The following is a 14,234-nucleotide window of genomic DNA, read 5'->3' on the forward strand; positions in this document are numbered from 1 at the left end:
CAACTACCCGAATTTTTTGTCCGTTTTGGCCCATGCAAAAAGATGACCGACACCTCTTCATCTTTCTATGTTTGACGTGTGAAGGTGGAATGACAGCGAGCGAAAGGCGGCGGGGGTTATGATCGAGCGGGATCGCTTGACGGCACTGATCGAATATGTCGAGGCGACTGAACGAGATCGATTGCGCACGGTCAGCGACATGGCGGACTATCGTGCGTTTCGACGGTCGGGCGAGGATATCATCCTGCTTCCCGGCGTCCTGGTCAACGTGCGCGACGGCGACGATCATCGCTGGCTGAGCGTCGACCGCCTCGTCCGGCGCCCGCCGCCGGTGCCGAGCGACCCGGAGTTGCGACGCTGGATCGACCTGCGGGATGATGTCGCGCAGGTGCCCAGCCTCCGCCGCGAACTGCCGCGAGACATGCTCGACGAAGCATCACGTGACCGGATCGAGACACCCAGCCTGGCGCTGATCGACCATCCGGAAGCCGCACGATTGAACGCGGCACTGGAGGGCTACAAACGCGAAATCTGGTCTGCCTGGGCGCTGGAGGAGCGGCCCCGCCGCCAAGCGATCGACCTGTACAACAGCCTGTTCGCGCTACGCCAGACGCTCGATGGCGGTGCCGAACAGCCCGTTGAGCTGGTCTGCGGCATCGGCGTTGCGCGTTGGACCCGGCCGCTTGGGCGGCTGCATCACCCGCTGCTCACCGTCCCGGTCGAACTGACCCTGGACGATGTCACCCACCGCATCGACATTCGCCCGCGCAGCGAAGCCCCGCCGGGGATCGAGACCGCTCCGCTCGACGCGCTGGACGCGCCCTCGGTCGACGAGTGGCAGGCAGGTACGCAGCGCTATCTCGATGCGATGGAGGGCGAAGGCTTGTCGCCCTTCGATCCGGAGAGTTTTGCGCCGCCGCTGCGCCGCGCGGTCGCGCTGCTCGACCCCGATGGCCATTATCTGCCCGATCTAGGCGAACGCCACCCACCGACCGGGGAAACCTTGCAGGTCGATGGCGGCTGGGTCCTGATCGAACGGACGCGGCAGGCGACGCAGTTGATGGACGATCTGCGCCGCTTCAAGGCCGCCCTTGTCGCGATCGATGATCCGGAAGCGCTGCCCCCTGCCGTCCGCGTCCTGCTTCAACCACCCGCCGACAGCGCGACGACCGAATCCTACCCTAGCTATCGCGGGGTTTCGACTGTCCCGGGCATCACGTCCTCCGACGGGTCGGGGCACGACCTTTTCTTCCCCATGCCATTCAATCGCGAACAGGTGGAGGTAATCCAGCGCCTCGCCACTCGGCCGGGGGTGGTCGTGCAGGGACCGCCCGGCACCGGCAAGACCCACACCATCGCCAATATCATCAGCCACTATCTGGCGCTCGGCAAACGCGTCCTCGTCACCTCGCAAAAGGCACCCGCCCTGAAGGTGCTGCGCGACAAGCTGCCCGCCGCGGTACGCCCTCTCGCCGTCAGCCTGCTGGACAGCGATCGTGATGGACTGAAGCAATTCCAGGAATCGGTCGACATCATCGCCGACCGGCTGCACCGGACCCGCCCCACCGAGACGGCGCAGCAGATCGCGGTGCTCGACGCCCGGATCGAGGCGATTCATCGCCAGCTCGCGGCGATCGACCGGCAGGTGGAGGATATCGGCCGACAGGCCATGACCGGCGCGATGATCGACGGCGCGGCGATCGAACCTGCCGATGCCGCACGACGGGTCATGACGGCCGGGGCGCTGGCGGATTGGCTGCCTGACGCGATCGACGTCATCGCCTCGCACGAACCCGAGTTCGACGATGCCGCCATCATCCGGCTGCGCGCGGCGCGCAAGGAAGCGGGTGAGCGGATCGCGCTGCTCGACCAGCCACCGCCGCCCGGCGACCTGCCCGATGCCGCGACGATCGGCGCGATACACCATGATCTGGTCGAGGCGCGCGCGCTGGGTGAGCGGACCAGTGGGGATCAGGCACTGGGACGACAGATCGGCGCCGAGGCCGTCGCCACCTTGCGCGTACAGGCCGAGGCACTGCTCAGCACCCGCCGGCAGGTAATGGCGGGTGGTTTTGGTTGGTCGATCACGGTGCGCGACCGCTGGCTTGCCGATGCCGACGATCCCGCGCTCGCCGCCCTGGACGGGCTGGCCGAGGAGGCAGCGCAGGTCGCTGCCGAAGCGCGGCATTTCCTGATCCGTCCGGTCATTCTACCCCATGACACCATCACCGATACCGGGTTCCGCGAAACCATTGGCCGACTGGCGGCCGGTGAGGACCTCGGCCTGTTCCAGAGCCTGTTCGCACGACAACTCAAGACGCAGATCGCCGCCGTCCGGCTTTCGGGCCGCGCACCAAGCGATGCGAGCGAATGGACGGAAGTTCACCGCTATCTCGCGCTCAGCGATCGGGCGATCCGCCTTGCTGCGGCGTGGAACCACGCCGGGCCGCTTGCGGGTGTCGATCCGGTGTCGGGGCAGGAGCCAGCCGCGGCCGAAGCCATGCGACGACAGCTGGCGCAGATCGCTGCCCTTCGCACCCTGGCGCAGGACGAACGGAGATTGGCCGAAGGCGTTCGCACGGTCTTGCCGGGATGGCGACGCTCGCTGACCGGCGACGATGCAGCGACCGAAGCGTTGATTACGCTCTGCGACCAGCATCTGCTGGTCTTCCGCCTATCCGCCGCAGAAGAGGAGCGCGACCGGCTGGTGACGCTGGCGCGCACCATTGGCGGCGCGATCGGTGATGAGATACGCGCCATCTTGCAGGACATGGTTGGGCAGCCCGGCATCGACGCCACACTGCTCGAACGCCGGTGGCAGGCGGCCTTGGGCGAGGTGGCGGTCCTGCGCGCGCTGATCCCGAGCTTTGCAACGATCCGCGACCTGACCGCGCTGATCGCGGAAAACGGCGCGCCCGGTTGGGCGGAGCGGCTACGCAGCCAAGCCGTAACGGGCACGGAGGACGCGCTGACACCCGGTGACTGGCGCGAGCGCTGGACACTGCGCCGGTTGACGACCTGGCTGCGCCGGGTCGACCGGCACGATCAGCTTCGCGCGCTCGGTCAGCAACGTGGCGAGCAGGAGGCGCTGTTGCGCCGCGCCTATGAAGAGGCGATCGAACTTCGCACCTGGTGCCGCTTGGCCGAGAAGGCCAGCGATCAGGTTCGCACGGCGCTGGCTTCCTATGCACAGGCGATGCGAAAACTGGGGCGGGGCACCGGCATCCGTGCGGGTCGCTATCGTGCTGATGCGCGTGCCGCGGCCGACCGTGCCAAGAACGCCCTGCCCTGCTGGATCATGCCGCATTACCGTGTCTCGGAATCCCTCCCCGCCGAATTGGGCCTGTTCGATCTGGTGGTGATTGACGAAGCCTCGCAATCAACCGTTGCTGCTCTGCCGGCCTTGCTACGTGCCCGCCAGGTGCTGATCGTCGGCGACGACCGGCAGGTCAGTCCGGATGCGGGTTTCCGTGAAGAGGCGCGGATGAACCAATTGGCCGACCGCCATCTGGGCGGACAGGTCGCCGATTATCGATCGGCGCTCCGCGAGGAGAAGTCGCTGTACGACCTGGGCACGGTCGTTTTCGCCGGTGGCGCGATCCTGCTCAAAGAGCATTTCCGCTGCGTCGGGCCGATCATCGAATATTCCAAAGCGCAATTCTACAGTCACCAATTGGTGCCGCTGCGCCTGCCCTCGGCCTCCGAGCGGCTCGATCCGCCGCTCGTCGATATCCTGGTCGAGGACGGCTATCGCCGGGGCAAGGTCAATCCGCCCGAGGTCGACTGCATCGTCGATGCCATCGGTCGCATCGCCGATGACCCGGCGATGCACAAGCGCTCGATCGGCGTAACCACCTTGCTCGGTCAGGAACAGGCGGTGGCGATCATGACCGCGATCGAGCAGGTGCTGGGCTCCGAAATCCAATTGCGTCACAACATCCGCGTTGGCGAGCCCGCCGCCTTCCAGGGCGACGAACGCGACATCATGTTCATCTCGCTGGTCGCGGACGGGAAGAGCAGCGGCCTGTCGGGCCTGGGCTATGAGCAGCGCTTCAACGTCGCCGCATCGCGGGCGCGCGACCGGATGGTGCTGGTCCGCTCGGTGGAGTTGGAGGATTTGCGTCCGGCCGACAAATTGCGCCGAAGCCTGATCGAGCATTTTCATGCGCCTTTTGCAGGCGACACCACCATGGTCGCTGATCGCCGGGCCCGATGCGAGTCGCCATTCGAAACCGAGATGTACGACCTTCTGGTCGAACGGGGTTATCGCGTTGATACGCAGGTGCCGGTGGGCACCAAGCGGATCGACTTGGTGGTCGAGGGCGAGAACGACCGGCGATTGGCGATCGAATGCGACGGCGACCGATATCACGGTCCCGACCAATGGCCGAACGACATGGCCCGCCAACGCATGCTGGAACGGGCGGGTTGGACGGTGTGGCGCTGCTTTGCCTCGCGCTTCGTTCGCGAACGTGAAGGTGTCATGGGCGAGTTGATCGCCTTGCTGCAGTCTCGCGGGATCGAGCCACAAAGGGAGGATGGCGCTCCGCCAAGCCGATTTACGGAACACCGCCGATGGCGCAGCACCCCTGAACAATCGGAGCCCGTTCCTTACGCGTGGCTTGTTGCAGAAGATACGTTCTAACCGGCATGACGGCCTGTCAGGTGGTATCGGCGCTTGGCCCGACGCCGTCGGGGGACTTGCGTGCACCACTTGGCGGTGGCCTATGCCATCATCGGATATACGCTCCACACGGATGGGGACGCACCCTTGATACCCCGCAGGGATGCGCGCTTTTTTTTGCCGCAACTCCGCTCCTTCGCGGCTTTCTCCATGTCTGACATTGATTTTACGCGTTGGAAAAACGACCTTCCCGCGCGGATGAGCGCGCCTGGCCGTGCGGCGGGCGAACAGGGATTTCTTCAAGCAGATGACGTATGCGGACCTCGAAGCGGAAAACGCCCGCCTGCGCGCGCTGCTTGCGGAGGCGGGCATCGCCGCACCGGGGAAGGACTCCGCGCCGCAGGCGGACGCGGTCAGCCGTGCCGCGCGGCAACAGGCGATCTTCGAAAGCGCGATCGACTTCGCCATGGTCGTGACGGACCCTGCCGGGATCATCACCGACTGGAATCCCGGCGCGGAGAACGTGATGGGCTGGACGGCCGCGGAGATGCTCGGCCGCGACGCCAACCGCATCTTCACGCCCGAGGATCGCGCCTGCGGCCAGATCGAGCATGAGATGAAGCAGGCGCTGCTGAAAGGCCGCGCGACCGACGAGCGCTGGCACCTGCGCAAGAACGAGGAGCGGTTCTGGGCCTCGGGCGAGATGATGCCGCTCGTCGGCGATGATGGCGAGCACCTCGGCTTTCTCAAGATCCTGCGCGACCGGACGGACGAACATCTCGCCGGGATCGCGCTGCAACGCGCTCAGGATCGCTTCCAGACCATCTTCGAGACGATCGAGGTGGCGTTCGCGATCGTCGAGGTGAAGTTCGACGCCGACGACCGGCCGGTCGACTATCGCTTCATCGAGGCCAATCCCGCGTTCGAGCGGCAGTCGGGCGTCAATCTGCGCGGCAAATGGGTGACCGAATTCGCGCCGAACCTCGAACGCTTCTGGTTCGAGACCTATGGCCATGTCGCCAAGACCGGCGAGCCGACCAATTTCGAAAGCTACGCCGACGCCTTCAAGCGCTGGTTCGACGTGCGCGCGGTCAGGGTCGGCCATCCCAGCGAGCGGCAGATCGCGATCTTCTTCAACGACGTGACGCCACGCCGCGAGGCCGAGGAGCGGCTGCGCGTCAGCGAGGCGCTGGCGCGTGAGAACGTCGAGCGGGTGCAGCTGGCGCTCGCCGCCGGCGCGATCATCGGCACCTGGCATTGGGACCTGCCGAGCGACCAGTTCACCGTCGACGAAGCCTTCGCCCGCGCCTTCGGGCTGGACCCGGCGCTGGGGCGCGACGGCATCCCGCTCGCGCAGATCGTCGCGACGGTCCACCCGGACGATCAGGCCGGACTGGGGGCGGCCATCGATGCGGTGATCAGCCGCGGTGGCTCCTATGCGCACCAATATCGCGTCCGCCGCGCCGACGGCCGATATTACTGGATCGAGGCGAACGGGCGCGTCGACCACGCGCCCGACGGCACCCCGCTGCGATTTCCGGGCGTGCTCATCGATGTCGAGGAGCGGCGTACCGTCGAGGCGGAGCGCGATACCGCACTCGCGGCGCTGCGCGCGCTCAACGAAACGCTCGAACAGCGCGTCACCGAGCGCACCGCCGATCTGATGCAGGCCGAGGATGCGTTGCGGCAGTCGCAGAAGGTCGAGGCGATCGGTCAGCTGACCGGCGGCGTCGCGCACGACTTCAACAATCTGCTGACGGTGATCCGCGGCTCGGTCGACCTGCTGCGCCGGCCCAACCTGTCCGAGGAACGCCGGCTGCGGTACATCGATGCGATCGCCGACACGGCGGATCGTGCCACCAAGCTGACCGGCCAGCTGCTCGCCTTCGCGCGGCGACAGTCGCTCAAGCCCGAGGTGTTCGATGCCAACGCCAGCGTCCGCACGGTCAGCGACATGCTGCGGACGCTGACCGGCGCCCGCGTCAAGGTCGCGCTGCGGCTGCCGTCGGAGCCGTGTTTCGTCAACGCCGACCGCAGCCAGTTCGACACCGCGATCGTCAACATGGCGGTCAATGCGCGCGACGCGATGCGCAACGAGGGCGAGCTGACCATCACCGTCGCCGCGGCCTCCGGCATGCCGCCGATCCGCTCGCACCCGGCGGTCGCGGGCGAGTTCGTGACCGTCGCGCTGACCGACACCGGCCCCGGCATCCCGGCGGATCAGATCGAGCAGATCTTCGAACCCTTCTTCACGACGAAGGGCATCGGCGAGGGGACCGGCCTCGGGCTGAGCCAGGTGTTCGGCTTCACCAAACAGTCCGGCGGCGACATTTTCGTCGAAAGCGTCGAGGGTCGGGGTGCGACCTTCACCATGTACCTGCCGCGGGTGGAGGGCGTGGATGGCGCCGCGGCCGAGGTGGGCGACAATTCGCTGCCGCTCGGCGAGGGCGCGTGCGTCCTCGTGGTCGAGGACAATGCCGAGGTCGGCATGTTCGCGACCCAGGCGCTGGCGGAACTGGGCTATAACACCGTGCTGGCGATGGACGGGCCGAAGGCGCTGGCGGAGCTGGCGACCGGCGTCGAGCGGTTCGACGTCGTGTTCTCGGACGTGATGATGCCGGGCATGTCGGGCGTCGAACTCGGGCAGGAGATCGCCCGCCTCTACCCGACGCTCCCGGTGATGCTGACCAGCGGCTATAGCGAGATCCTGGCGCAGAACGGGACGCATGGGTTCGAGCTGCTGCACAAGCCCTATTCGATCGACACGCTGTCCCGGGCGCTGCGGAAGGTCTCGCGGCATCGCTGACGCGCGGGCGGTGATCGTCCTGCCCCGGCGGCGGATGCGCAGACCGATCGCGGCGGAACCGGTTGGCCGCCACGTTGGTAACAGCGGCATGAACCTCGTTACCCGTCTGTTGCCCGTCATGGCGATGGTCCAGCCGACGCCGGCATGGGCCTGTACCCTGTGTCACAGCCGGCTTGCCGAGGACGTTCGGGCGGCGCTGTTCGGACCGGACTTCTGGAGCGATCTCACCGCGGTGACCTTGCCCATCCCGGTGCTGGTCGCGGCGACCTGCGTGGTCCGCAAATATCTGCTCTGAGGCGATGTCGATGTCCAAGCCAGCCCTGACGACGAAACCGCTCACCACCGCCGGCGTGGCCATCGGGATCGGCATGGGAGGGTTCGTCGACGGCATCGTGTTCCATCAGATCTTCCAGATCCACAACATGCTGTCCGCCCGCATCCCCACCGACACGCTGATCGGCGCCAAGGTGAACATGGTGTGGGACGGCCTGTTCCATGCCGGGGTATGGTTCGCGACGGCGACCGGGATCATGCTGCTGTGGAAGGCGGTGACGCGCGGCGACGTGCTGCTTTCCGGCAAGGCGCTATTCGGCGCGACATTGCTGGGGTTCGGCTTGTTCAACCTGGTCGAGGGGGTGATCGACCATCACATCCTCAACCTGCATCACGTCTACGAGCGGCTCGGCCAGTCGGTCTGGGACTATGTTTTCCTCGCCTCGGGCGTGGCCCTGATGGCGACCGGCTGGCTGATGATCCGCGACGTCCGGCGCGGCGCAGCCGTATAGCGGCGATGCGAGTGACCCTGCGGTAACGCACCGGCCGGGCCTTCGCGCGCGCGGGTCTTGCAGCTTCGGGCCAATCTGCCATGGCTGCTGGCCGGACCATGAAAACCATGTCGCGTCATTGGCTTGCCGTCGTCGCGGCGGTTTCCGCCGTGCTGGCGTCGACCGGCGCGCGGGCGCTTGATCCCGGCCGTCCGCTCGATCAACTCCGCCACACCGGGTGGAGCCTGGGCAACGGCGCTCCCGGCAATATCAAGGCGATCGCGCAGGGGCGTGACGGCTTCCTCTGGCTCGGCACCTCGACCGGCCTGTACCGGTTCGACGGCATCCGCTTCGAGCCCGTCGCGCCCGAGGAGGATGATCCCCGACGCTCGCAGCAGATCACCGCGTTGCTCGCCGCCCGCAACGGCGACATCTGGGTCGGCTATGACTTCGGCGGCATCGCCCGGTTGCGCGACGGCCGGTTGCGCGGCGCCAATCCGGCCAAGCCGCGCGGCGGGGTCCTCGCGCTGGTCGAGGATCGGGACGGCGCGGTCTGGGTCGCGGCGAACAGTGCCGGCACGACGATCCTCGATCGCTTCGCCGGCGGCCGCTGGACGCGCTTCGATGCGGCGCGGGGCGCCCCGGCGGCGGGGATCGAGGCGATCGCGACGGGCGGCGACGGCAGCCTCTACGCCGCGGCGCAGGACGGTGTGTACGCGCTGCGGCCCGGCAGACGGCGGTTCGACCGGATCGTCGACGCGGGCGTGACGAATGCCGCGCTGGCGCGTGGCCGCTACGGGGAGATGTGGTTGGCCGACGACCGTGGCCTTCGGCCGGTCGATGCCCCTCGCCCGATCCTGCCGGTGCCGGTCGCCAACACGCCCTATGTCAACCGCCAGCTCCAGATCGATCGCGACGGCAACATCTGGATCGCCGGCGCGGACGATGGCCTCGCGCGCCGGTCGGCGGAGCGACGTGAGCATGGCGCCATCACCCCCAGCCGCATGGAGCTGTTCACCGACCGCCAGGGGCTGACCGGCAAGCTGGCGCTGTCGGTCTTCGAGGATCGGGAGGGCAATATCTGGGTCGGCACCGCCTCCGGCCTCGATCGTTTCTCCGCCAGCAACGTCGCGCAACCCGCGTCGGCCGAGACCCTGCTCACCGGTTTCGCCGGGCGGGGCGCGCCGGGCTCGATCATGGTCGCCGGCCTGTCCGGCCTCTATCGCCTGGCCGCGCCGCCGGCCCCGCCCCGCCTCGTCCTGCGCCGTCCGGGCATCGGGGTCTTGTGCGGCGACGCACGGACGATCTTCGCGGTCAATCTGTCGGGGGCGGTGGTGATCCGCGACGGGCAGCCCCGCGCGGCGGCGCGCAGCCGCACGCTGGGGCGCGCGCTGCCGGTGACCTGCACGATGGACGCCTCGGGGCGGGTCTTCGCGAGCTTCGATGGTCTCTACACGCTCGACGGGACGACGCTGCGGCGGATGCCGGGCCTGCCCGGCTCGTCCGCCGGCACGGCGACGATGCTGCGCTCGGACGGCGCCGGTGGCCTGCTGGCCTATTGGGGACGCACTGGCATCAACCATATCGGCGACGGCACGGTGCGGACGCTGCTGCCGAGCAGGCGCAACGCGATCGGCTTCGTGAAGACGCTGGTGCGCACCCCCTACGGGTTCCTCGCCGGCGGCGAATCCGGCCTCGCCCGCTACGACGGACGCCGATCGACCTTCCTCACCGCCCGCCGCTACCCGTTTCTCGCCGGGGTGACCGGGATCGCGCGGACCGCCGGCGGCGCGACCTGGATCATCGGGGCGTCGGGGATCGTGCGTATCCCCACCGCCGCGCTCGAGGCGGCGTTCCACGATGATACCGCGTCGGTGCCGGTCGTCCGCTTCGGCGAGGAGGAAGGGTTTCGCGCGCGCACCGACGCCTATGACACCAACGACGCCGTCGAGGATGCCGCGGGGCGGATCTGGTTCGTCACTAATCGCGGACTCGCGTGGATCGACCCCGCTGCGCTCACCCGCAATCGGCAACCGCCGCCGGTGGTGATCCGGTCGCTGACCGCCAACGGCGTGGCGCAGAGGATCGGCGCGGGCGAGATCCGCCTGCCGGCGCGCACCAACCGCGTGCAGATCGCCTTCGCCGCGCTCAGCCTGACCGATGCCACCGCCAACCGCATCCGCTATCGCCTGCAAGGCGTCGACGCCGGCTGGATCGATGCCGATCGCGACCGGCGGGCGACCTATACCAACCTCGGGCCGGGCGCCTATGTCTTCCAGGTCGTCGCCGCGAACAACGACGGCTTATGGAACCGTACCGGCGCGCGCGTCGCGCTGGTCATCGCACCCACCTTCTATCAGACGACGTGGTTTACCGGCCTGCTGCTGTCGCTGGCGGCGGCTGCGGCGTGGCTGCTGTATCGTCGGCGGGTGCGGATCATCGCGCAGCGCATCCGCGATCGCCTGCAGGTTCAGGTCGCCGAACGCGAGCGGATCGCGCGCGAGCTGCACGATACGCTGTTGCAGGGCATGCAGGGGCTGATGCTCCACTTCCAGGCGGCGGCGGACGGCATGGCACCGGGCACGCCGGCGCGCAGCACGATCGAGCGCGCGCTGGAGCGCGGGGACGACGTCCTGCTCGAAGGGCGCGACCGCGTCCGCGATCTGCGCGCCAGCGGACCCTCGGCGACGTTGGAGGCCCGGCTCGCCGCGCTGATCGGCGAGCCCATGGTCCCCGGCAGCGCCGCCATCGCCTTGCGGACGCGCGGCACGCCGCGCGCGATCTGCGCCCCCGTCGTCGAGGAACTGGCGGCGATCGCGGGTGAGGCGCTCGCCAACGCACGGGCGCATGCCCGCGCCGCGCATGTCGAGGTGGAGGTCGATTATGGCCATCACGAGCTGGTGCTGACGATCGAGGACGACGGCATCGGCCTCGACGCCGGCGTCCGTGCCGCCGGCCGGCGCGACGGCCATTTCGGCCTGGTCGGCATGCGGGAGCGGGCGGCGGGCGTCGGCGGCATCTTCACGATCCGGCCGGGACAGGCGGGCGGTGTCCGGGTGCGGGTCGCGATCCCCGCCGCGGTGGCCTACGTCCCGGTCGCGCGGCCGCGCTGGCCCCGACGCTGGCGCGCGCGGCCGCCCGAGGCGTGATGCGGACGGTCCCGGCGGATGGGCGCGCCGAGCGGATACCGCAGGATCATCCCAATGACGGCAAGGCGATCCACGACGGCGGCCGCTGATCCGGGCCACATCTGGCACAACCGACTCCGGCACGATGCGCGTGGGACCGTTTGACCGAGGATGAGCCGCTTGCCTGACGATGTCGCCCATATCGGAACCTGTGGCGGCGTCGAGATCGGCGTCGCGCCGCATGACGCGGTGACGGTCGACGCCGCGCTGGCGATCGCCGGCATGTTCGAACGGGAGTTGGGACAGGAACGGCCGGCCGGCGGCCTCGACCATCTCGACCGTGCATTGGGCGGTGCGATCACGCGGCTGCGCGCCGACGGGATCTTCAGCGGCGGCCTGGGGGCGATGCTCACCCTGTCGACGCCGGAGCCGCCGGTTCGCGCGGGATCGATCGTGGTGATGGGGCTCGGCGATCCCGGGCCGTGGCGACCGGACACGATGCGCACCGTGCTGGCCTGTGCCGCGCGCGAAGCCGTCCGGCTCGACGTCGTCTCGGCGGGCTTTGCGCCGGGGCTGCTCGACAGCGGCCTGCACCCGGACCGGCTTGCGGGCGTGTCCGACGCGATGCTCGCCGGGCTGCTGGACGGACTGGGTGACGGGCGACGCGGCGCGCTGACGCACTGGATCTTCTGCACCGGCGCGACGCATCTCGACGCGACCGTCGCGGTTTTTCGTCAGGGCTTTGCACGGCTGGCGCGATGAGCCTTGCGATCCAGTCACTTGGCAGCGCATCAGGCGCCTGCACCGCCAAGATGAGCAAGCCCGACGTGCCGAACAGCGCCATGCCGATCCGGATCATGATCGTCGACGATCATCCCTTCCTGCGGGAGGGCGTGAAGGCGGTCGTCGGCGGCCAGGCCGATCTGACCATCGTCGCCGAGGCGGCGACCGGCGAGGAGGCGATCGGCCTCTATGCCGATCATCGTCCCGATATCGTGCTAATGGACTTGCAGATGCCCGGCATGGGCGGCGTGCTGGCGATCTCCGCGATCCGCGACCGCTGGCCGGATGCGCGGATCGTGGTGCTGACCACCTATGCCGGCGATGCGCAGGCTCTCCGCGCGCTGAGGGCCGGCGCATCGGGCTATCTGCTCAAGAACACGCTGCGCAAGGAACTGCTCGACGCGATCCGCTCGGTGCACGCCGGCGGCAAGCATCTCGACGGCACGGTCGCCTCCGACATTGCCTTTCACGCGATCGAGGACATGCTGAGCCCCCGCGAGATCGAGGTGCTGGCGCTCGCCGCCGCGGGCAATTCGAACAAGCAGGCCGCGGCCCGGCTGCAGATCAGCGAGGATACGGTGAAGGGGCATATGAAGATGATCTTCCTGAAGCTCGGCGCCTCCGATCGCACGCATGCGGTGACGATCGCCGCGAAGCGCGGCATCATCGAGCTGTAGCGCCACCGCCCGGGCGCCCGTCCTCCTGAAGCCGGCCCCTCCTAAAGAGGTCCGCCATCCCCCTCTTCCGGGTGGCAGGCGATCGTAACGCCTCCGTTATGCTCCGTGGACTTCCTGCAAAGGGCCACGGAGCAATGTTGCAAACCGCCTTCCGCACTACCCTACCGGACGGGCCTCCGCCGCCCGCCGCCGACGCGGTGACGCTCGTCGCCACCGCGCGCGGCGCGCTCGACCGGGAGGCGACCGGCGTCGTCCGCGCTTGCCTCGATCAGCTTGCCGGGCTGCTGGCGACGCACCGCACCGGCCGTCATCCGGCCCGCATCGCCATGGCGCCGCCGCCCGCGATCCGGGGTGGTCTGGCGCCCTGGCAGGTGCGGCGGGTCTACGCGCTCGTCGAGGACGAGCTCGGCACGATGATCACGGTCGAGGCGATGGCCACCGCCGCCCAGCTGAGCACGGCGCATTTCTGCCGCGCGTTCAAGTCGAGCACCGGCCACACGCCCCATGCCTATCTCATGCATCGCCGCGTGCTCCGCGCCCAGGCGCTGATGCTCCACACCGACGATCCCCTCAGCGCGATCGCCTGTGCCTGTGGGCTGGCCGACCAGTCCCACCTCGCGCGGCTGTTCCGCCGCCTGGTGGGGGAATCGCCCCGCGCCTGGCGACGCCGCGCGCAGACGGGCCGCTGAGCCTCATTCCGAAGCCACCGCAATCCAGCCACCCAACGGGAGTTCACCACCAATGACCATCACTGCCACCCCGACACCGGGCAAGTCCCTGATCTCGCCCACCGATCACGCGCTGGTGCTGATCGATTTCCAGTCGCAGATGGCCTTTGCCACCAAGTCGATCGCGCCCGAACTGCTGCGCAACAACGCCGCACTGATCAGCCGCGCCGCCAAGTCGTTCGACGTGCCTACCATCCTGACCACCGTCGCCGAGAAGAGCTTCTCCGGGCCGATGTTCGACGAGATCACCACCGCATTCGACGGCCAGGCGATGCTCGACCGCACCAGCATGAACACCTGGGAAGACGCCGCGGTGATCGAGGCGATCAACCGCATCGGTAAGCAGCGCATCGTCTTCGCCGGCCTGTGGACCAGCGTCTGCATCGTCGGGCCGGTGGCATCGGCGATCGATCAAGGCTTCGACTGCTATTTCATCGCCGACGCCTGCGGCGACATCTCTGCCGAGGCGCATGAGCGTGCCGTGCAGCGGATGATCCAGCTCGGCGCCAAACCGATGACATCGCTGCAATATCTGCTCGAACTGCAACGCGATTGGGCGCGCACCGCGACCTATGGATCGACCACCGGCATCGCGAAGGCATGGGGCGGTGCCTACGGACTCGGCGTCACCTACGCCAAGTCGATGTTCGGCGCGTCCGAAGGCGGCCACGCCTGACCGGCCCGGCGCGCGCCTGCCACACCCGCGCGCGCCTCTCCTCCTCGC

9 protein-coding genes are annotated in these 14,234 nt (G+C 68.5%); all 9 read left to right on the forward strand.

Annotated features, from left to right (window positions below; all coding sequences use genetic code 11):
• Window positions 1-118 precede the first annotated feature (118 nt).
• The 9 genes from HD841_RS14430 (at window position 119) to HD841_RS14470 (ending at window position 14,186) form a co-directional block, all read left to right on the forward strand.
• Window positions 119-4,645 carry an AAA domain-containing protein gene (locus tag HD841_RS14430; protein WP_179509582.1) on the forward strand — a complete coding sequence of 1,509 codons (4,527 nt, stop codon included), beginning with the start codon at window positions 119-121 and terminating at the stop codon, window positions 4,643-4,645.
• A gap of 286 nt (window positions 4,646-4,931) precedes the next feature.
• Window positions 4,932-7,430, forward strand: a complete 2,499-nt coding sequence (locus HD841_RS14435) for a PAS domain S-box protein (protein WP_179509583.1) — start codon at window positions 4,932-4,934, stop codon at window positions 7,428-7,430.
• Between the two features lie 88 nt (window positions 7,431-7,518).
• On the forward strand, window positions 7,519-7,725 hold the full coding sequence (locus HD841_RS14440; protein ID WP_179509584.1) for a hypothetical protein: 207 nt from the start codon (window positions 7,519-7,521) through the stop codon (window positions 7,723-7,725).
• A 10-nt stretch (window positions 7,726-7,735) separates the two neighbouring features.
• Window positions 7,736-8,215, forward strand: coding sequence for a DUF2243 domain-containing protein (locus HD841_RS14445; protein WP_257015593.1), 480 nt, complete (start codon window positions 7,736-7,738; stop codon window positions 8,213-8,215).
• A 107-nt stretch (window positions 8,216-8,322) separates the two neighbouring features.
• Window positions 8,323-11,343, forward strand: coding sequence for a sensor histidine kinase (locus tag HD841_RS14450; protein ID WP_179509586.1), 3,021 nt, complete (start codon window positions 8,323-8,325; stop codon window positions 11,341-11,343).
• 159 nt (window positions 11,344-11,502) lie between these two features.
• Window positions 11,503-12,084: a M17 family peptidase N-terminal domain-containing protein gene (locus HD841_RS14455; protein ID WP_179509587.1), complete on the forward strand. Its 582-nt coding sequence runs from the start codon at window positions 11,503-11,505 to the stop codon at window positions 12,082-12,084.
• Between the two features lie 50 nt (window positions 12,085-12,134).
• Window positions 12,135-12,782 (forward strand): response regulator transcription factor, encoded by a 648-nt coding sequence (locus HD841_RS14460; protein WP_179509741.1) that lies wholly within the window; start codon window positions 12,135-12,137, stop codon window positions 12,780-12,782.
• Between the two features lie 134 nt (window positions 12,783-12,916).
• Window positions 12,917-13,471 carry a helix-turn-helix domain-containing protein gene (locus tag HD841_RS14465; RefSeq protein ID WP_179509588.1) on the forward strand — a complete coding sequence of 185 codons (555 nt, stop codon included), beginning with the start codon at window positions 12,917-12,919 and terminating at the stop codon, window positions 13,469-13,471.
• A gap of 52 nt (window positions 13,472-13,523) precedes the next feature.
• Window positions 13,524-14,186, forward strand: a complete 663-nt coding sequence (locus HD841_RS14470; RefSeq protein WP_179509589.1) for a hydrolase — start codon at window positions 13,524-13,526, stop codon at window positions 14,184-14,186.
• The last annotated feature ends 48 nt before the right edge of the window (window positions 14,187-14,234 follow it).

Origin of the sequence: Sphingomonas melonis (assembly GCF_013409985.1) — a bacterium.
Classification (GTDB): domain Bacteria; phylum Pseudomonadota; class Alphaproteobacteria; order Sphingomonadales; family Sphingomonadaceae; genus Sphingomonas; species Sphingomonas melonis_A.